The sequence below is a fragment of the Arthrobacter oryzae genome, assembly GCF_030812315.1.
GTDB lineage: Bacteria > Actinomycetota > Actinomycetes > Actinomycetales > Micrococcaceae > Arthrobacter > Arthrobacter oryzae_B.
This window is the reverse complement of the sequence record NZ_JAUSSM010000006.1, coordinates 72,334-91,299: the sequence shown is the minus strand read 5'-3', so window position 1 is coordinate 91,299 and position 18,966 is coordinate 72,334. Positions and strand designations below refer to the sequence as shown.

The 18,966-nt window shown below is 67.5% G+C and carries 18 protein-coding genes and 1 pseudogene; 10 read left to right on the top strand and 9 right to left on the bottom strand.

The genetic code is table 11. The annotated features are described in order from the left end of the window. The first annotated feature begins 63 nt into the window (after positions 1–63). From J2S97_RS13325 to J2S97_RS13295, 7 genes are all read left to right on the top strand, one after another. On the top strand, positions 64–1,569 hold the full coding sequence (locus tag J2S97_RS13325; RefSeq protein WP_307050598.1) for a lyase family protein: 1,506 nt from the start codon (positions 64–66) through the stop codon (positions 1,567–1,569). Next, positions 1,562–2,380 (top strand): alpha/beta fold hydrolase, encoded by an 819-nt coding sequence (locus J2S97_RS13320; RefSeq protein ID WP_307050178.1) that lies wholly within the window; start codon positions 1,562–1,564, stop codon positions 2,378–2,380. Before J2S97_RS13325 ends, J2S97_RS13320 begins: the two co-directional genes overlap by 8 nt. Next, on the top strand, positions 2,377–2,886 hold the full coding sequence (gene pcaC / locus J2S97_RS13315) for a 4-carboxymuconolactone decarboxylase (RefSeq protein WP_307050176.1): 510 nt from the start codon (positions 2,377–2,379) through the stop codon (positions 2,884–2,886). The genes J2S97_RS13320 and pcaC overlap by 4 nt, the downstream gene beginning before the upstream one ends. Positions 2,887–3,002: 116 nt before the next feature. Further along, positions 3,003–4,202 carry a thiolase family protein gene (locus J2S97_RS13310; RefSeq protein WP_307050174.1) on the top strand — a complete coding sequence of 400 codons (1,200 nt, stop codon included), beginning with the start codon at positions 3,003–3,005 and terminating at the stop codon, positions 4,200–4,202. Between the two features lie 15 nt (positions 4,203–4,217). After that, positions 4,218–4,877, top strand: coding sequence for a 3-oxoacid CoA-transferase subunit A (locus J2S97_RS13305; protein ID WP_307050172.1), 660 nt, complete (start codon positions 4,218–4,220; stop codon positions 4,875–4,877). A gap of 1 nt (position 4,878) precedes the next feature. Continuing rightward, complete coding sequence (locus J2S97_RS13300) at positions 4,879–5,574, top strand: 3-oxoacid CoA-transferase subunit B (RefSeq protein ID WP_307050170.1); 696 nt, start codon at positions 4,879–4,881, stop codon at positions 5,572–5,574. A gap of 166 nt (positions 5,575–5,740) precedes the next feature. Continuing rightward, on the top strand, positions 5,741–6,565 hold the full coding sequence (locus J2S97_RS13295; RefSeq protein ID WP_307050168.1) for an IclR family transcriptional regulator domain-containing protein: 825 nt from the start codon (positions 5,741–5,743) through the stop codon (positions 6,563–6,565). A gap of 11 nt (positions 6,566–6,576) precedes the next feature. Here the strand turns inward: J2S97_RS13295 and J2S97_RS13290 are convergent, their stop codons facing one another. Next, the gene (locus J2S97_RS13290) at positions 6,577–7,041 is read right to left on the bottom strand and encodes a pyridoxamine 5'-phosphate oxidase family protein (RefSeq protein WP_307050166.1); all 465 of its coding nucleotides are present in this window, start codon (positions 7,039–7,041) and stop codon (positions 6,577–6,579) included. Positions 7,042–7,151: 110 nt separating this feature from the next. Between J2S97_RS13290 and J2S97_RS13285 the strand changes: the two genes are divergently transcribed. Next, on the top strand, positions 7,152–8,135 hold the full coding sequence (locus J2S97_RS13285; protein WP_307050164.1) for a diacylglycerol/lipid kinase family protein: 984 nt from the start codon (positions 7,152–7,154) through the stop codon (positions 8,133–8,135). 98 nt (positions 8,136–8,233) lie between these two features. Here the strand turns inward: J2S97_RS13285 and J2S97_RS13280 are convergent, their stop codons facing one another. The 6 genes from J2S97_RS13280 to J2S97_RS13255 form a co-directional block, all read right to left on the bottom strand. After that, positions 8,234–8,962 (bottom strand): maleate cis-trans isomerase family protein, encoded by a 729-nt coding sequence (locus J2S97_RS13280; protein ID WP_307050162.1) that lies wholly within the window; start codon positions 8,960–8,962, stop codon positions 8,234–8,236. An 8-nt stretch (positions 8,963–8,970) separates the two neighbouring features. Further along, positions 8,971–10,416, bottom strand: a complete 1,446-nt coding sequence (locus tag J2S97_RS13275) for an amidohydrolase family protein (protein WP_307050160.1) — start codon at positions 10,414–10,416, stop codon at positions 8,971–8,973. Positions 10,417–10,426: 10 nt separating this feature from the next. Then, on the bottom strand, positions 10,427–11,269 hold the full coding sequence (locus tag J2S97_RS13270; protein ID WP_307050158.1) for an aspartate/glutamate racemase family protein: 843 nt from the start codon (positions 11,267–11,269) through the stop codon (positions 10,427–10,429). Beyond that, the gene (locus J2S97_RS13265; protein WP_307050156.1) at positions 11,266–11,949 is read right to left on the bottom strand and encodes a GntR family transcriptional regulator; all 684 of its coding nucleotides are present in this window, start codon (positions 11,947–11,949) and stop codon (positions 11,266–11,268) included. Before J2S97_RS13265 ends, J2S97_RS13270 begins: the two co-directional genes overlap by 4 nt. A gap of 83 nt (positions 11,950–12,032) precedes the next feature. Continuing rightward, positions 12,033–13,397 carry an MFS transporter gene (locus J2S97_RS13260; protein ID WP_307050154.1) on the bottom strand — a complete coding sequence of 455 codons (1,365 nt, stop codon included), beginning with the start codon at positions 13,395–13,397 and terminating at the stop codon, positions 12,033–12,035. Between the two features lie 333 nt (positions 13,398–13,730). Next, the gene (locus J2S97_RS13255; RefSeq protein ID WP_307050152.1) at positions 13,731–14,570 is read right to left on the bottom strand and encodes an ACT domain-containing protein; all 840 of its coding nucleotides are present in this window, start codon (positions 14,568–14,570) and stop codon (positions 13,731–13,733) included. Positions 14,571–14,851: 281 nt separating this feature from the next. Between J2S97_RS13255 and J2S97_RS13250 the strand changes: the two genes are divergently transcribed. Beyond that, positions 14,852–16,027, top strand: coding sequence for a DegT/DnrJ/EryC1/StrS family aminotransferase (locus J2S97_RS13250; RefSeq protein ID WP_307050150.1), 1,176 nt, complete (start codon positions 14,852–14,854; stop codon positions 16,025–16,027). A gap of 54 nt (positions 16,028–16,081) precedes the next feature. On the opposite strand, the gene mscL is transcribed toward J2S97_RS13250, so the two are convergent. After that, the gene (mscL, locus tag J2S97_RS13245) at positions 16,082–16,573 is read right to left on the bottom strand and encodes a large conductance mechanosensitive channel protein MscL (RefSeq protein WP_307050148.1); all 492 of its coding nucleotides are present in this window, start codon (positions 16,571–16,573) and stop codon (positions 16,082–16,084) included. Between the two features lie 192 nt (positions 16,574–16,765). On the opposite strand from mscL, the pseudogene J2S97_RS13240 reads away from it, so the two are divergent. Continuing rightward, positions 16,766–17,619, top strand: a pseudogene (locus tag J2S97_RS13240) (FUSC family protein). Between the two features lie 18 nt (positions 17,620–17,637). Here J2S97_RS13240 and J2S97_RS13235 read toward each other — a convergent pair. After that, positions 17,638–18,915, bottom strand: coding sequence for an MFS transporter (locus J2S97_RS13235; protein ID WP_307050146.1), 1,278 nt, complete (start codon positions 18,913–18,915; stop codon positions 17,638–17,640). Between the last annotated feature and the right edge of the window lie 51 nt (positions 18,916–18,966).

Below are 18,966 nucleotides of genomic sequence, written 5' to 3'. Positions count from 1 at the left end.
ACTTCCGGAGCAGCCAGCGTGGACAGCGCAGTAGGCGCGGCAGGCGAATATGCCGCAAGGGGCATGGACGGCGACATCGGGCTTCTTAGTCCGGTGTCGGCGTCGCCCGCCGTGGCGGCGCTAACGGGGGACCGGGCGGTGCTCGCGGCAATTCTCTCCGTCGAGGCCGGTTGGGCATCGGTGCTGGAAAAGGCCGGCCTCGCGCCGGCCGGCTCCGCCGCCGTCGTGGCTTCCGCCGCGGAGGCGGACCGCTATGACGTGGCCGGCATTGCCGTCCGCGCGCAGGGCGGCGCCAACCCGGTCATCCCGCTGCTGGCCGACCTCCGGAACGAAGTCAAGGCGCTGGACACAGAGCACGTGGGTGCCGTGCGTGCTGTGCACACCTCGCTGACCAGCCAGGACGTGCTGGACTCCGCCCTGATGCTGCTGGCCCGCGACGCCGTTTCTGTGCTCCTGACTGACCTTCGCGGAATTACGACGGCGCTGGCCGGCCTGGCGGAACAGCATGCGGACACCCTTTGCGTGGGTAGGAGCCTGACGCAGCATTCCCTGCCGTTCACCTTCGGCCTGAAGGCGGCGCAGTGGTTCCACGGCCTGGCTGCTGCCGCACGGCGCCTCGAGGCCGTCGAGCTGCCGCTGCAGACCGGCGGCGCCGCGGGAACGCTTGCCGCCGGAACAGTGCTGACCAGGGATTCCGTGGAGACGCCCTTCGACCTCTCGGGCAACCTGGCCGCGCACCTGGGCCTGGCGGCGACGCCCGGGCCGTGGCACACCAACCGGCTCGCCGTCACGTCGCTGGGGGACGCCCTGACCGGCGTGACGGATGCGCTGGGCAAGATCGCCTCCGATGTGCTGTTCCTCAGCCGCCCGGAGGTTGCTGAGCTCGCCGAACCGCGGGCTGCCGGGCGGGGAGTTTCCTCGGCCATGCCGCAGAAGCAGAACCCCGTACTGTCGGTCCTGGTCCGCAGTGCGGCACTCCAGGCCCCCTACCTGGCCGCGCAGCTGCACCTTGCGGCGGCCAACTTCAACGATGAACGGCCCGACGGCGCATGGCACAGCGAATGGCCGGCCTTCCGGCAGCTGCTCCGCCTGGCGCTCGGCTCCGCCGGCCACCTGCGGGAGCTCGCCGAAGGCCTGCAGATCTTCCCGGACGCCATGCGCCGCAACCTGGACCTGTCCGGGCCGCTGCTGCTCAGCGAGGGAGTCTCGGCCGCAGTGGCGCCGCTGCTCGACGCCCTGCCGGCAGGGGAGGACGCCGGTGCCGCCGCCGGCCGGAACGGCAAGCAGCTGCTCCAGTCCGTGGTGGACCGGACGCTCGAGGTTCCGGCCGCGGAACAGGCCGGAACCTACCGCCGCCTGGTGCGTGAAGCCGTGCCGGCCAGCGTCCTTCCGGACGACCGGCTTGAAGAGCTCCTGGACCCGGCCAGCTACCTGGGGCAAGCCGCCGAAATCGCCCGTCGCATCCTGGCGGCCTTCCCCGACTTCGCCGGAAGCAGCGGCCCGCCACGGACCGACCCCATCCAAGACATCCCAACCCGAACAGATCCGAACGGAGTATCCCGTGGCTAGACCAACAGTCAAGGCCGTACTGCTCTCCCCCCAGCGCCCGCTGGGGGACAAGCCCCTGCTGGTGGTGGGGCCGTCATTGGGCACGTCCTCAGTGTTGTGGACACAGGCCGGCGGCCTGCTCGGCGACGACTTCGACGTCATCGCCTGGGACCTGCCCGGCCACGGCGTCTCGCCGGCGGCGACGGAAACGTTCGACGTCGCGGAACTGGCTGACGCCGTCGTCGAACTGGTTGATTCGATCGTTCCGGGCGAGAGGTTCCACTACGCCGGAGTGTCCCTTGGCGGGGCCACCGGGCTGCAGCTGGGCATCAAGCACGGCGAACGCCTCAAGAGCCTCTCCGTGCAGTGCTCCGGGGCTAAACTGGGCACGCCCGAAGGCTGGCTGGAACGCGCCGAAACCGTCCGCAGCCAGGGCACCCCGGTAATGATCCAGGGCTCCGCACAGCGCTGGTTCGCGCCCGGATTCATGGAGCGCGAGCCCGAGCTCAGCAGCCGCCTGCTGCACTCCCTGCGCGACGCCGACCGGTTCAGCTACGCCTTCTGCTGCGAGGCCCTGGCCGGCTTCGACGTCCGCGACGAACTCGGCAGCATCCGCGTCCCCACCCAGGCGGTGGCCGGTGCGGAGGACGCCGTCGCGCCGCCGTCGTTCGCCGCAGAAGTGGCGAAGGGCATCACTGCCGGCGGAGGCACCGCAAGTGCCGTGACGCTGGAGGGCGTGGCGCATCTGGCCCCGGCCGAAGCGCCCGCCCACGTTGCCGAACTGCTGAAGGGCCTCATCACTTGGAGCGAAGCCCGCGGAGGATCGAAGTGACCGGCCCCGAATCATTCGGCGCGGAAACCTCCGGCGCGGAACGCAACGGCGTAGTCCAGCCGGATGCCACCAGCCGGGAGATTTACGACGGCGGGATGGTGGTCCGCCGCGAAGTGCTCGGCTCTGCGCACGTGGACCGTGCCAACGCGAACAAGGACGCCTTCACCGACGACTTCCAGGACATGATCACGCGCATCGCCTGGGGCGGCATCTGGACCCGCCCGGGCCTGACGCGGCAGATGCGCTCGGCCGTCACCATTACCGCCATGGTGGCCCACGGGCACTGGGAAGAACTGGCGATGCACATCCGCGCCGCCATCACCAACGGCCTGAGCAGGGACGAAATCAAGGAAATCCTGCTCCAGACCGCCATTTACTGCGGGGTTCCCTCCGCCAACACTGCATTCAAGACGGCGCAACAGGTCTTCCATGAAATGGACCACGCAGCAATGGACCACGCAGCAATGGACAGCGCAGCGCCGGACGCAGCCACCCCGCCCAACTAGCTAGCAGTTAACGTCGTCATTCGCGCGAATGACGACGTTAACTGCGACCTAGTTGGGACCGTTGGATCCCCGCGTTTTCCCGAAGCTTTTAGCCCAGACAGAATCAGAGGAGCATTATGAATCAGGCTTTTGTGTACGACGCTGTTCGCACGCCTTTTGGGAAGTTCGGCTCCGGCCTGGCCGGTGTCCGCCCGGATGACCTTGCCGCGCACGTGATCGGCGAGATCGTCAAGCGCGCCCCGAAGCTCGATGTGGAGCGGATCGACGAGGTCGTTTTCGGCAACGCCAACGGCGCCGGCGAGGAGAACCGCAACATCGCCCGGATGGGCACCCTGCTGGCGGGTTTGCCCGTCTCCATCCCGGGCACCACGGTCAACCGGCTCTGCGGTTCCTCCCTGGACGCGGCGATCATCGCCTCGCGCCAGGTCAACGCCGGGGACGCCGAGCTGATGCTGATCGGCGGGGCCGAGTCGATGTCCCGCGCGCCGTGGGTGCTGCCCAAGACCGAGAAGCCCTACCCGGCAGGGGACATGACGCTGGCATCCACCACGCTGGGCTGGCGGCTGGTGAACAAGGCCATGCCGACGGACTGGACCATCTCCCTGGGCGAGGCCACCGAACGGCTGGCCGGGAAGTACGGCGTGACCCGCGAGGCCCAGGACGAGTTCGCGGCCAACTCCCACAACCTGTCCGCCGCGGCGTGGGACGAGGGCTTCTACGACAACCTGGTGACCCCGGTGCCTGGCACGGACCTGGTCCGGGACGAGGGCATCCGCGCCGGATCCTCGGCCGAGAAACTCGCCGGACTCAAGACCGTGTTCCGGACCGAGAACGGCACCGTCACCGCAGGCAACGCATCCCCGCTGTCCGACGGCGCCTCCGCGGCCTGGATCGGATCGGAGAACGCCGCCGGGCTGCTGGGGATGGAACCTTTGGCCCGGATCGCCGGGCGCGGCGCGCACGCCAACGACCCCCAGTACTTCGGCTACGCCCCGGTGGAGGCCGCGAACAAGGCCCTCGCGAAGGCGGGCATCGGCTGGGACCAGGTGGGCGCCGTCGAACTTAACGAAGCGTTCGCCGCGCAGTCCCTGGCGTGCGTCAACGCCTGGGGCATCGACCATTCGATTGTGAACCGGCACGGCGGCGCGATCGCGATGGGCCACCCGCTGGGTGCTTCCGGCGGCCGGATCCTGGGCACCCTGGCCCGGTCCCTGCAGGCCTCCGGGCAGCGCTGGGGCGTCGCCGCCATCTGCATCGGCGTCGGCCAGGGCCTTGCCGTCGTGCTCGAAAACGTCACTGCCGGCGCTGCGGCATAAGAGAGAGGGCTGATCATGCTGAATTTCATTGACACCGTCGGCGAGGCAGTCGCCGGCATCAAGGACGGCTCCACCGTGATGATCGGCGGCTTCGGCAACGCCGGCCAGCCGTTCGAACTGATCGACGCGCTGATGGACTGTGGGGCCCGGGAGCTCACCGTGGTCAACAACAACGCCGGGCAGGGCGACCAGGGCCTGGCCCTGCTCATCAAGGAAGGCCGGGTGAAGAAGATGATCTGCTCCTTCCCGCGGCAGTCTGACTCCTGGCACTTCGACGCCAAGTACAAGGCCGGGGAGATCGAACTTGAACTCGTCCCGCAGGGCAACCTGGCCGAGCGGATCCGGGCCGCCGGCGCGGGGATCGGCGGGTTCTTCACCCCCACCGGCTACGGCACCATGCTGGCCGAGGGCAAGGAAACCCGGATCATCGACGGCCGCGGCCAGGTGTTCGAGACCCCCATCCACGCCGACGTCGCCCTGATCAAGGCACTCAAGGCCGACGGCAAGGGCAACCTCGTGTACCGCAAGACGGCCCGGAACTTCGGCCCGATCATGGCTGCCGCGGCCAAGCACACCATCGCCCAGGTATCGGAGATCGTGCCGGTGGGCGGACTGGACCCGGAGAACGTGGTCACCCCCGGCATTTACGTCAACAGCATTGTGAAGGTGGCCTGAGATGAGCGCGCAGACAAGCAGTGAGACCGGATCGATCCAGACCAGCGGGACGCCCCTGGGCCGCGACGACCTGGCCCGGCTCGTGGCGAAGGACATCAAGCCGGGTTCGTTCGTGAACCTGGGCATCGGCCAGCCCACCCTGGTCTCCAACTACCTCGAGCCGGAGCAGGACATCACGCTCCACACCGAGAACGGCATGCTCGGCATGGGTCCCGAGGCCAAGGGCGACGAGATTGATGAGGACCTCATCAATGCCGGAAAGATCCCCGTGACCGAACTCCCTGGGGCGTCCTACTTCCACCACGCCGACTCCTTCGCGATCATGCGCGGCGGGCACCTGGACATCTGCGTCCTGGGCGCGTTCCAGGTCTCCGCCACCGGCGACCTCGCCAACTGGCACACCGGTGCACCGGATGCCATTCCCGCCGTAGGCGGGGCGATGGACCTGGCCACCGGTGCGAAGGACGTCTTTGTGATGATGACGCTCCTGACCCGCGACGGCGCGTCCAAGCTGGTGGAGGCGTGCACCTACCCGCTCACCGGCGTGGGCTGCGTGACCCGCGTGTACACCGACAAGGCCGTCTTCCTCACGGGCCCGGACGGCGTCCAGGTCCGCGAGACCTTCGGCTGCACCCTCGAGGAGCTCCAGGCCCTGGTGCCGGTCCCCCTCACAGCAGCCCCCGCCGTCGAGCGCTAACCCCTACCACAGCGCGAACGGACACTTAAGCCCCAACCTTCCAGCGCCAACGGACACTTAAGCCCCAACCTTCCAGCGCGAACGGACACTTAAGCCCCAGGGGGAGGGCCTCAAGTGCCCGTTCGCGCTCACGGGAGGACCGGGCGGGCTAATAGGATTGGTGTCCATGACCGACGCAGCAGCAGAGACCGCGCCCAGGCCCTCCTCTGCGCCCCAGGCCAGTGACCAGTACGTCCAGTCCCTGGCGCGCGGCCTGGCCGTGATCCGCGCCTTCGATACGGACCACCCGGTGATGACCCTGACCGAGGTGGCTGCACGGACCGACCTTACCCGCGCCACCGCGCGCCGCTTCCTGCACACCCTTGTGGAGCTGGGCTACGTCCGCACGGACGGGAAGACCTTCGCCCTGACGGCCCAGGTGTTGCAGCTGGGCTACGCCTACCTTTCCGGCCTGTCCTTGCCGCAGCTGGCCCAGCCGCACCTGGAGGAACTGTCGCTCCGGCTGGGGGAGTCGACGTCGGCCGCTGTCCTGGACGGCCGGGACATCGCGTACATTGCCCGCGTGACCACCCGCCGGATCATGAACGTGGGCATCACGGTGGGAACCCGCTTCCCCGCGTACGCCACCTCCATGGGCCGCGTGCTGCTCGCCGCGCTGCCTCCGGCCAAACTGCAGGAGTACCTTGCGGAGGCCGAGATCAAGCCCCTCACGCCCCGGGCCATCGGCACCAGGAAGGACCTCGTGGCCGCGCTCGACACGGTCCGGGAACAGGGCTGGTGCCTCCTGGACCAGGAGCTCGAGCTGGGCCTGATGTCCATCGCGGCCCCGGTTTACCACGGCCCAGCCAAGGTGGTGGCGGCCATCAACGTGTCGCTGCAGGCCCAGTCGGTGGCCGCCAAACCGGACCCCACGGCGTACCTGGACATGGTGCGCAAGGAAACGGTGGAGACCGCCCGGCTGATTTCCGCGGACCTCTCAGCCAAGCACTAGCAGGCCCCGGCTTACTCCGCCTGCCCCGGCAAAGTGACCGGCTCCAGCGGCCCCCACCACGTGGTGGGCGGGCCGATGACGAACCGGCGCCCGCTCAGCTCGGAGGGAGTAATGCGGACCAGGATGTCCTTGTCCCCCTCTTCCCACGGAGACGGGGCCTGAGCCGGAGCATCCTCGCCGGGCTGCACAATCGTCGCCGGCCCCTTGACCACCACGCTCCACGCTATGGTCCCGTAAATGTTCAGCCCGTCGGCTTCAAGAGCCACCGGCTCCCCGGAGAGCACAGCCTCCAGCTTCGTGCCGGGTCCGGTCCGGAAAACTACCGTGCCTTCATCCGGCAGGTAGTTGACCGGAAAGATTTCAGGTTTGCCGTTGCTGATGAGCGCCAGCCGCCCCACCGAAGCGGAACGAAGGTGGCTCCAGCATTCATGGACGGTGAGGTCTTGGGTCTCCGGGCCCGGCTCTGACATGTTCATGGTGCTGAGCCTAGGCGTGCGGCGCGCACACCGGAAGGGGAGCAAGACACGGATTTCGGCTACGCTTCACGGTGGGAGCACCCCCGAAAAATTTGCCCGTGAAGGATGCCATGACACAGCAGAATAATGAGCCGGAGAACACCAGCGCTCCGTCGGGCACCCCGGCGGCCCGGACCGGTACCAACACGAAGCTCGCCGCCGTCGTCGTCAACCCTGCCAAAGCCGTCGGCGCCGACCTCCGCGGCGCCCTGGTCCGGCTCTGCGAAACGCAGGGCTGGGCGGAGCCGCTGTGGCTCGAGACCACTGTCGAAGACCCGGGCGAGGGGCAGGCGCGCGCGGCACTGGACGCCGGCGCCGACGTCGTCATTGCGGCCGGCGGCGACGGTACCGTGCGTTGCGTGGCGGAGGTGCTCGCTGGAACGGGAGTGCCCCTGGGCCTCGTGCCGCTGGGCACTGGCAACCTGCTGGCCCGCAACCTCGGTGTCGACATCACCGACCCCGTGGCCGCGGCGTTCGACGTCCTGAACGGCACGGAACGGACGGTGGACGTCGTCAAGGCCAAGCTGGATCATTCGGACGACGAACAGGTGTTCCTGGTGATGGCCGGGCTGGGCTACGACGCCGCCATCATGGCCGACACTGTTGATGTGCTCAAGGACCGGATGGGCTGGCTGGCCTATGTGGAGGCAGGCATCCGCAAACTGCCGGGCAAGCCGGTGAAGGCCAAGGTCAGTGTTGACGGGCAGCGCCCCATCGGGCGGCGGATCCGCAGCGTGATGATCGGCAACTGCGGCCGGATCATGGGTGGGGTGGAAATTTTCCCCGATGCAAAGGTCGACGACGGCCTGCTGGACCTGCTGATCCTGTCCCCGAAGGGACGGCTGGGCTGGCTCGGCGTGGTGGCGGGCATCTTCGGCCGACGAAAGAACGAGACGGAATCCGTGGAGTATTTCCAAGGAAAGACCGCCGAGATCACGTTGGAGCACGAACAGGAATTCCAGCTGGACGGCGACCATGTTGGCACCGGGAAGCACCTGGCCATCAGCATTGAACCGAACGCCCTGAAGATCCTGATGACGGCCCCGCAGTCCTGACGGAGCACCAGGCGTAAAGGTTCGACGGCGGCACGCTCCCAGTGGGCGTGCCGCCGTCGTTCTTGCCTGGGCTGCTGAAACTGCAGGCTGCTGAACGGTTACCCGGCCAGCAGCCTGCCCCACCTCGGTGCGAGCAAGGGGGACCCGGCAAGTTTGAGGCAGTGCCACAGCGTCACGGCCACGGAGTCCAGCACCGGAACACCGGTTTCTGCCTCCACCTCCGCCGCGATGTTGGCACCGTACAGGTTCGTGCAGAGGTAGATCAGTGCGTCCGGGCGGGCTGCCGCGAGCTCCAGTGACCCCGGCCGCATCTCGTCGTCCGTGACCCGGGCGAACGACTCGTTGTCACTCAACCCCAGGGCACTGTGGCCGATGGTCTTGATGCCGTCGCGCTCGTAGGAGGCCATGATGGCGCGGTTCACATCCTCCGTGTACGGCGTGAAAAGCCCTATCCGCTCCGTGCCGAAGGACTCGAAAACCGCCAGGTACGCGAGCGTGGACGTGGTTGCCGGGATGCCCGTGGCGTCCCGGATTTCGGCCACCAGTTCACGGTCGTGGTCCGCGCCGAGCCAGGAGCCGGACGTGCCGTTCCAGGCGATGACATCCACGTCGGCGGTCGCCAGCAGCTCCGCGGCGGTGCGCATGATAGCGGGATCAAACTGCTTGTCCGAGGAGTCATCCAGGGCGATCCGGGTGACGGGAATCCGGGTGAAGTGGATGGTGACGTCGTCCCGGTCGCCCAGGATCCGGTAGCTCTGCGGCTCCAGGCAGGTGTTGGAGGACGGCACGATCATGCCGATGCGGGTCTTGCGTGCGGGGGATGGCATGGCTGCTCCTACTTTGCCGCGGAAACGGTCACGGGAGTGCTGGCGGCGACGGAAACCGCGGCGGACGCGAGGTGTTCGCGGAAGCCGGTGCGGGCCACGAAGCGCCCCACGGCGCCGGGATCGTGGAATCCGTCGCTGTCCAGCACCACACGCCCGGCGGACACCACAACTGCGGGCCAGCCGGTGAGCGTCCGGCCGTCGAACGGCGAGAAATCAGTGCCCATGTGCAGCGCGGCGCCGTCGACCGTTCGTTCCTCAGCCGGATCGAAGATCACCAGGTCGGCGTCGAAGCCCTCGGCGATGATTCCCTTGCCGGGAACGGCGTTGATGCGCGCCGGCCCCGCGGCGAACACCTCCACGAAGTCCTCCACCGAACTGCCCGCGGAAGCCATGGCCGTGAAGGTGACAGGCATCCGGGTTTCCACGCCCGGAAGGCCGTGCGGCATGGCGCGGACGTCGTCCGTGCGCTCGCGCTTCTGTGACAGGTCGTAGCAGGAGTGGTCGGAGGAAACAGTGTGGATGGCGCCGCCGGCCAGCCGAACCTTCAGCGCCGCAACCGTTTCCGGGCTGCGCATGGGCGGGCAGCAGGCATACCACTCGGGGAACTCGGAGCCGTACACCGTGTCATCCAGGGTGAGGTAATGCGGGCATGTCTCGGAATACGCCTCCTGGCCGCGGGCCCGTGCCTCGGTGACCATGTCGACGGCGCCCGGAGTGGACTGGTGCACGAAGTAAACCGGGGCGTTGGTGTACTCGGCCATGGCCAGGGTTTCCCTGACCGAGATTTCCTCGGCCAGCTCAGGCCGGGTCCGGTGCAGGTGCCCGATGCCGATCCTGCCGTCGTCGGCGTGCTGCTGCGTGCAGTCGCTGATGATGGGATCGTGTTCGGCGTGGATGTAGGTGAGGCCGTCCAGCCGGACCATCTCGCGCATCACTTTCAGGATGGTGTCCCCGTCCGCCATGGTGGTGCCGCGGTTCGTGGTGTACATCTTCACGGAGCGCACGCCTTCCGCGGCCAGCTGCTCAAGCTGCCACGGCACGGTTTCGTCCCAGCTCACCACCGCACCGTGCAGGGCTACGTCGCAGCGGGACTCCCGCGCCAGCTCCTTTTTGTGCAGGACGGCCGCCAGCGGGGTTTCCTGGGCGTCGCGGGGAATGCCGAAGTCGATAATCGTGGTGGTTCCGCCCCAGAGGGCTGCCGTTGAGGTGGTGCGGTAGTCGTCAAGGGTGCGGAAGCGGCCGGTCACCTGGGCAACGTGGCAGTGGCCGTCCACGCCGCCGGGAACCACCAGCCGGCCGGTGGCGTCCACGGTGCGCTCGGCCGCGGGGACCGGTTCGGCAGCGTCGATGAGCTGTTCAATGCGGCCGTCGCGGACCACCACGTGGGCGTTCCGGCGGCCGGAGCTGTTCACCACGGTGCCGTGGGCGATGACGAGGCCTGGAATGCGGGACATCATTGTCCTCCTAGTTCTTTGAAACGGCGGGTGCAGACTGGGCGGCCGCCAGTGCGGCGTCGAGGTTTTCGGAGAGGCCTTTTCGGGCTTTGACAGGCGGCGGCGCGAACGCTCCGGCCCGGTGCACGCCGGACTGCAGTCCGACCACGGCCTCCGCCATGCGGATGCCGGCGGAGATGCCGTCCACCACCGGAACCGGGATCTGGCCACGGAGTTCGCGGGCCAGCCCGGCCAGGGGCGCCCCGGCGAGAACCACGACGTCGGCCCCGTCCTCGGCGACGGCCTGCCGGCTCAGTGCCAGCAGCGTTTTCTTGAAGTCGTGTTGCACGGAACCGATGCCGTTGAGGCTTTCGTTGATGGAGCGGATGGAGGCCAGCCTGCCGCCGAGGCCGAAGCGCTCCACGCAGTCCAGGTACCAGGGCCGGATCCGGTCTGAGATGGCGATGATGGAGAAGCGGTGGCCCTGCAGGGCGGCGGCGCACAGTGCGGCTTCCGTGATGCCGATGACGGGGACGTCTGTGAGCTCCTTCAGGGCAGGCATACCCGGATCCCCGAAGGCCGCGACGACGACTCCGTCGATGCGGTCCGCGCGCGAGGCGCCATCAGCGCCGGCGTCGGAAGAACCGGCACCGGCCCCGCCGCCGCCGGAAGTTTCCGCGGTGTATTCGGCGATGATCTCGGCGACCGCACCGGCTGCGACCAGGGACTCAAAGCGGGTTTCGATGTATTCGACGCCGTGCCCGGCGGTGCGGACCACCAGCTCGGTGCCCGGGGAGGCCGACCGCAGGGCTTCCGATTCGATCAGCGCCGTGACGTCGTCGCTGATGTTGGGGTTGATGACAAGAAGTTTCATTTTTTCTTCCGGTGAAGAGCGGGTTCTGTTTTCTGGAAGTCGTCGGGGAACTGTTCGCGGTATTTGCCGATGTGCGACGCCGACTGGGCGGCGGCCCGGTCCGGATCGCCGCTGGCGATGGCGCCGTAGAGCTCCCGGTGCTCCTGGATCAGTTCGGGCAGGTCGCTGACGTGGCGGAACAGCCAGTGCATGCGGCCCTGCAGCGGTTCCAGCGCGGATTTGAGGAAGCCGTTGTCCGCGATCCGGGTGATGGCGTCGTGGAATTCGCTGTTGGCCCGGTGGGCTTCCATGACGGCGCCCCTGGCGAGGCAGCGTTCGGCCTCGTCCAGCAGTCCGGAAAGATAGCCAAGGTCCTCCGGTGTCGCACGGACGGCGGCGAGCCGGCAGGCCAGCACCTCCAGTGACTGGCGGACATCGAAGAGATCCTCCACGTCCTTGGGGCTGAGTGAGCTGACCTCGGCGCCGCGGGCTCCCCGGTCGCTGAGGAGGCCTTCCTGGCGCAGCATCCGCAGCGCTTCCCGGACCGGCAGCCGGGAGACATTGAACTCCGCTGCCAGATCGCGTTCCACCAGCCGGGTTCCGGGAGCGTAATGCCCTTCGAAGATCCTGGTGCGGAGCGTGTCCCGGACAGTCTCGCGGAGGGGGCGTTCCTTGTCCTGGGTTTCTTCTGCGGCAAGCATGGTGCTCCATTCGGGTTCTTGATGGGTTGTGCGCTCCCGGCGCCGGGAGGAGGTGCTGCGATGCCTAGCTTAGGACGGCCGGCCTAGACAGGCAGGCGCTTGTTGTAATCCAGCATCAGGACGGACACGCCCATGATGATGGCGGATCCCACGAAGTAGAGCAGCGCCCACGTGTAGGAGCCGGTGGCGCCGACAATCAGGCCGACGGCGATGGGGGTGACGAAGCCGGAGATGTTCCCGCTGAAGTTCATCGCGCCGCCCAGCACACCGGCATTGGTGCGCCCGCCCAGGATGGACGGGATGCTCCAGAAGAGTCCCACCCAGCGGAGGAAAAACATCACCACTGAGAGGAGAACGACGGCGGTGGTCGGGTCCGCCACGACGGTCACCCCGATGAGGCCGCCCACCACCACGACGCTTGAGGTGCCCAGCAGCGTGCGCATGACGCGGTTGGCCGAGGCTCCGGCGGCACGCCACTTGTCAGCGATGGCACCGCCCAGGATCTCACCGACGAAGCCAGCCCCGAAGATCACGAAGGTGGACCAGCCGATGGTTTTCAGGTCGAAGCCCTTGGCCTGGGCGAGGTAGAGCGGCCCCCAGGTGAGCAGGCCGTAGAACACGCCGTTGAAGCCCAGCCAGCCGAAGCACATGGCCCAGAACGACCTGAACTTCAGGTAGGGGAGCAGGGCGCGCTTTCCCTTGCTGCCGTCCAGTTCGGCTTCGGCGTCCTCTGCCGCGTGGGAGGCCTCAATGTACTCGGCCTCGGCGGTGTTGACGCCGCGGTGCTGGCGCGGGTTGTCCCGGACATACCACCAGACGGCCAGGCCCATCAGGACGGTCGCGGCACCGGCGATGATGAACGCCGTGCGCCAGCTGCCCGTGGAAGCGATCAACCCGGCGATGAGGATGCCGCCCAGCCCGGCGCCGAGGGGAGCACCGGCGTCGAGGATAGTGGCACCGCGGCCACGCTCCGATTTGTGCATCCAGATGGCATTGAGCTTGCCGCCGGCGGGCATAACACCGGCTTCGGTGACGCCGATGCCGAGCCGGGCGATGAACATGCTCAGGAAGCCGCCGGCCAGGCCCGACGCGGCCGTTGCGGCACCCCACCCGACGCACGAGGCCGTCATGACCTTGCGCGGACCGAACTTGTCGATCAGCAGGCCGACCGGGATCTGCATGAGGGCGTACGTCCAGAAGAAGGCGGAGAGCAGGAGGCCCACGGGTTCGGGGGCGAGGTTGAATTCCTTCTGGATGATGGGGAGGGCAACGGAGATGGAGCCGCGGTCGATGTAGTTGACGGCGACAAGGACGAGGAGCAGCAGGAAGAGCTTCCAGCGGACGGTGGTGCGCCGTTGCACGCCGTCCTTGCCGGGTTGGCCTTCTGCGGTCTGAACAGTGGCGGGATCGGTCTCGGCATTGGATGTTTCAGTACTTGGAAGAGACACAGCTTCTCCTTCACGGGGAAGATTGCGGGCAGGGGTAAGACTCTGGTGCTGTGGCTGGCCGCGGCCGGATTGAGCGGCGGCCGCACTGTCCCGGGCCGGATCCGAGGGACCCGCCGTGCGTGGGGACGGGGCCGGGAAGGTGATCACTTTTGGGATCCCGTTTTGGGATCCCAAAATCAAAGATAGAAGTGACCCCTGCCACTGTCAAGGGTTTTTCCGGGTAATGCCCGTGCGGCGGCTATTTATTGATTGTGACTGCCTTCTTGTGCAGCCCGCCGCAGCGCCGTGCCTCCCCGTGGAGCCCGCCTAAATTCGGCCGCGGGACGGGCCCGGTTACCGGGTGTCGCTGTGCGACAAAATCTCGGCGAGTTCGGCCAGGCGGTGCGCACGTGCCGATTCGGCGGGGGTAAACGGTTCGCCGGGCCGGTAGAACGTGATGGGGCCGTGCCAGGCCGTCGGGATCTTCAGCACCGTCCCGGCGTCGGCCGAAGCGGGAGATTCCTGACGGCCCTCCACGGAGGCTGGCACGATCCTTGCGGAAAGCAGTTCGGCCACCGCGAGGGGGAGCTCGCCCGGATTGCCGGCAATCCGGGCGGCCAGGCTCAGGGCCCTGGTCTGGCCGTCAGCCATCGCCAGGGCGGTGGTGGGCCAGACATGGGCGTGCCGGCCGCCGCCATCGCGCAGTGCCTCGAGCAGCTCGCGCTCGCCGAGATGCCCCGGCGCGGACAGGACGAACTCGTCCAGGACGCCGCCCGCCACCGGATGGATGTGGATGCTGAGGATGTTGGTGTCCAGCCGTGCCAGCGCCTGCGTCAACTTCTGGAGTGACCCTGGCTCGTCGCGCACCACGACGCGGGCGCGCCACAGGGCCGGTGCCGTATTGAGCCTTTTGCGGAGCCGGAGGGCGGGAGCGTGCAGCCAACCCCTCAGCATCCGGGCCGCGGACGGTTCGGCCACCCAGATGACCAGCACTGTGGCGGTCAGGGTGAGCACCAAAACCTTGGCCACATACGGGAGATGCGTCTCCACCACGGCAGCATGCACCAGGAGCTCAATAGGCAGCATCACCGCAACATTCGCCAGGGTGAGCCGGGCTTTTGGGGGTTCCGGCATCTGGCCGCAAACTTCGCAGCTCAAGTCGGCCGATTCGGGGGACTGTGCCTTGCGCTTCATACTCACATCATGTCCGGGCCCTGTTTCGGGAGGATTGCGGCTGCGTCACGAATTCTGGTGGAAGTTTCCGTACAGGTAACGCCGGGGTGCTCCGTGGCGAACGATCCAAGTACCGCCGCGGCGCCAGGGCAGGATCACGATTCCCAAGCGGGTATTCTGCGCCTCAATGGCGGTATCCCGTGCGATAAATGCGCGTACAGGCCTCTCGTGACGGCGCCGAAGCATGGCGCGTTGAATGGAAAGGTGCATAACTAATGCCGTTTAAGGAGCGGGAGGATCCAGTGACCATCAGCGAAGACCATGCGGTTAGCCACATCGGCGTCATGAGGCCGTGGCTCGGACCTGAGGAGGCGGACGCCGTTGTGCAGGTGCTCGCTTCGGGCCGGATGGCCCAGGGACCGCGCGTGGGGCAGTTCGAAGAGGCCTTCGGCTCCGCCCAGCAGGCCCCGTACGCCGTCGCAGTGTCCAGCGGTAACGCGGCACTCCGTCTGGCCTTAAGGGTCGCCGGAGTTGAACCGCACGACGACGTCGTCCTGCCCTCATTCTCCTCAGTCGCGGCCGCCAATGCCGTCAGCCACCTCGGCGCCAGGACCGTCTTTGCCGATGTCGAGGCGGGCACCGGCAATGTGTCCGGCAGGACCATTGAGGCAGCCCTGACGCCGGCCACCCGGGCTGTGATCGTTGTGGACCAGGGCGGCCTGCCGGTAGACCTGGAGCCGATCCGGGACCTGTGCGACCCCCTCGGCGTCACGGTCATTGAGGATGCCGCCTGCGGTGTCGGCTCCACGTACCTGGGCCGTCCGGTGGGAGCCGGGGCAGAGCTGACAGCGTGGTCCTTCGACTCGTGCGAGGTCCTGACCACCGGGGAAGGCGGCATGCTGACCACCCAAAGTGACGCCTTTGCAAGCCGGGCCCGGGACTTGCGTGATGGCGCCGCGAGCGAGCCCGGAGTCGAATACCGCATGACCGAGCTGCAGGCTGCCATTGGCCTGGTTCAGCTGGGCCGGCTGCAGGAAGCCGTTGCCCACCGCAGGGAAATTGTCGCAAGCTACCAGCTGGCCCTCGCCCGGATTGAGGGGCTGCGGCCCGTCAGGGACCCCGCTTACGGCACCAGCAATTTCCAGTCTTTCTGGCTGGAAGTGCTGCCGTCGTTCGCCCTGCCTCGGACTGAGCTGTTGGAACGGCTGGCGCGCGACGGGATCTCGGCGGGCGCCGGAATCCTGGCGGCCCACCGGCAGCCTGAGTATTGGGGCCGGGATTATGGCACGGCGGACCTGTCGGTGACCGAACGGTTGACAGACAGGACAGTAGTCCTGCCGGTCTACCATCAGCTGACTCCGGGCGAACAGTCGCGCGTGTGCCGCTCGGTCAGGCTCGCGGCAGCAGGGATTCCGGTGACCGTGCGGCGCGGCAAGTGGAACGGCGGGTTCCGGCGGACGGACGCGGCCAGCGCCTGATCCGCCGGGACGTCAGCACCCGCCGGGACGTCAGTATCAGACCCGACGCCAGCGCTAGCTTTCGGGCGCCTTCGTGGAAGTGCCGGCTCCGGCGGTGCCGGACGACGAGCCGGTGACGCCTGCCGTCGTGAGTTCCTTGTCGCTGCCCGCGAGCTGGGTCAGCAGGTCCCGGATCTCGGCCAGGAGTGCGGTGTCGGCAGGGATGGGCTCTTCCTCCGGTTCCGCCGTTGCCAGCCTGCTCTTCACCAGCGAGTTGATCTTGTTCATGGGCGCCACGAAGATGAAATACACCACTGCCGCGGTAATGAGGAATGTCACGAAGGCGGTGATGACCCCGCCGATGTTCACGAAGGTCCTGTCATTGCCGGGCCAGATGGGGAACCCGAGCCCCTCGGTCTGGACACCGCCTGCCGCGGCGATGATCGGATTCACGATGTTGGTGGTGAATGCGCTGACCAGCGACGTGAACGCGGTGCCGACGACGACGGCGATGGACAGTTCGATCACGTTGCCGCGAAGGATGAAATCCTTGAATCCTTTGAGCATGGGGGCCTCCGGTATGCGTTTCTGTCTGGGATTTAACCGATAGACAATACCAGTCCGCCGGCCCGCAGCGCGTTCCGCCGAGCGGGCGCCCTGCCCGTCTGCCGCCAATACCGGCCGTCTCCAGGCAGGATTTGGGTGGACGCCAACGCTGCCGCCGTCAGACTGGCACCGTATGGAAAGGCGTGACCCCACGTGAAGCTGTTCGCCGAGATGTTCACGATTGCCCCCGGCAACAAGGACCATCACGTCCGGTCCGGTGCGCCGTGGGCGTCTTTGTTCCGCTGATCATCCTGGTCCTGATTGACCGGATGGACCTGGCGATCTTCGCTTCCTTCGGTGCCTTCACCGGAATCTAAGGGCGAGGGGAGCTGCACCGCAAGCGGCTCTTCATCCAGGTGCGGGCCGGGTCCCTCATGCTGCTGGTGATCCTGCTGGCCACATTGTCGGCACGGGCGGGGCAGTCGCTGGGTCTGTCGGACGCCGCGAGCACCTGGTCGCAGATGGCGGCCACCACTGTGGTTGCCGGAGCGTGTTCACTGGTGATTGCCTGGTGGCGGCACCGGCCGGCCGGCTCGTTGTTCCACATCTTCGCCTTCGCGGCCATCGCCTCGATCCCGCACCAGCCGCCGCTGTGGCAGTGCATGCTCGCCTCGGTCCTGACCACGGTGTTCTGCCTGCTGGTCGGAATTTCCTCCCGCGTGGCCCGCGGCATCCAGCGAATCATCGGTACCATCCTTGGCCTGATCCTGCTGGCGGGAGTCCTCCTGCTGAACCCCGCCCCGTGGCAAACGGTCCTGGTGATTGCAGTGTGCCAGTTCGGCGCGGAAATGTTCATCGCGCGGCAGTACGTGCTGGCCCAGGTGTTCGTTAGGCCGCTTGCCCTGAGTTCCACCCTGCTGGCGGCGCCCGCCGCCCCGGAAGTGCTGCTGCGGGACAGGATCGTTGAAACGGTCATCGGCGCCGCCGTCGGCATCGCCGTAGTGGTCACGCCCGCCGTCTGGCGGCGGCTGAGAGCCGGGATCCGCGCGCAGCGCCTGGCCGCCTGAGAGGTCCCGGAGCAGTCTTTAGGAAGGCCCGACGGCGGTCCGCTTGCCGGCCGCTGCGGTGACCGCCTGCGGCACCAGGACCAGGGCCGCCACCGCCAGCACGGCCGCCGCCGCGAAGACATAGAAGCCCCAGGGATAGGCGACTCCGGCGGCCACCAGCGTACCCGTCACGGCCGGGCCCAGAATGGCGCCGAGACGCCCGACGCCTGCAGCGAAGCCCAGGGCAGTGCCGCGCAGCCGGGCCGGGAACAGCTGGCTGACCCAGGCGTAGACCAGCACCTGGGAGCTGAAGACGAAGACCCCGGTTACGAAGACGGCGGCGTTCAGGAGCAGTTCGTTCTGGATCTTCACGCTGAGCGCCGCGAGGAAGACGGCGGAAAGCGCGAACCAGAGGAGCACGATCTTCTTGGTTCCGTGCTTGTCCGCCAGGATGCCGGCAGCCACGAGGCCCACGACGGCGCCCACGTTCAGGACGAGCAGGAGGGACAGGCCTGCGCTGAGTGTGTAGCCGGCGGACGACATCAGCTGCGGCAGCCAGGTGTTCAGGCCGTAGACCAGCAGAAGGCCCATGAACGAGGCGACGGCAACACCGGCGGCCACGAGAGGGTATGGCTTCCTGCCGAGGTCCCGAAAGCTGGCGCGTTCTTCGACGGCGGGGGCAGCTTCCCTGGCGGCTTCCTGGCCGTCTGGCTTGGAAACGGCCGGCAAGGTAATGACCGCGGGCAGCGTCTCCGGCAGCTTGAACCAGAGGAACGGCACCAGGACAAAGCCGGCAACGCCGCCAATCACGAACATGACGCGCCAGTCCGGGATGACCATCAGTGCCAGGAAAGCGGTGGCCACGGCGCCGGCGTGGTAGCCGGTCATGGTCCGGGTGGTCGACTTGCCGGCGGATCCTGCGGGGGCGTAATCGTTCATGTAGGCCAGCGCGGCGGGCAGGCAGGCGCCCAGTCCAAGGCCGGCCAGCAGCCTGAAGACGCTGAAGACTGCCACGTTGGGTGCAAAGACCACGGCAATGGTGAAAATCGAGAACCAGGTCACGCAGGCAACCAGCAGGTTCCGCCGGCCAAAGCGGTCGGAGAGCGGCGCAATGAACAGCGCACCAAGGCCCACGCCCACCAGCGAGATTGTTGCGGCGAACGTGGCGCCGACGGCGTCGAAGCCGAGGTCCTGGGTCTTGATAAGAGTGGGGATGACGGTTCCAAGCACCACCAGGTCGAATCCGTCCAGGACCATGGCCAGCCAGCAAAGCCACACGGGCCAGCGTGATTTGTTTTCCAACGACGTCGTTGACATTGCTACCTCAGCGTTGATTGCTTGCCGGTGGTTTCTCCATTGCCCCGGCCG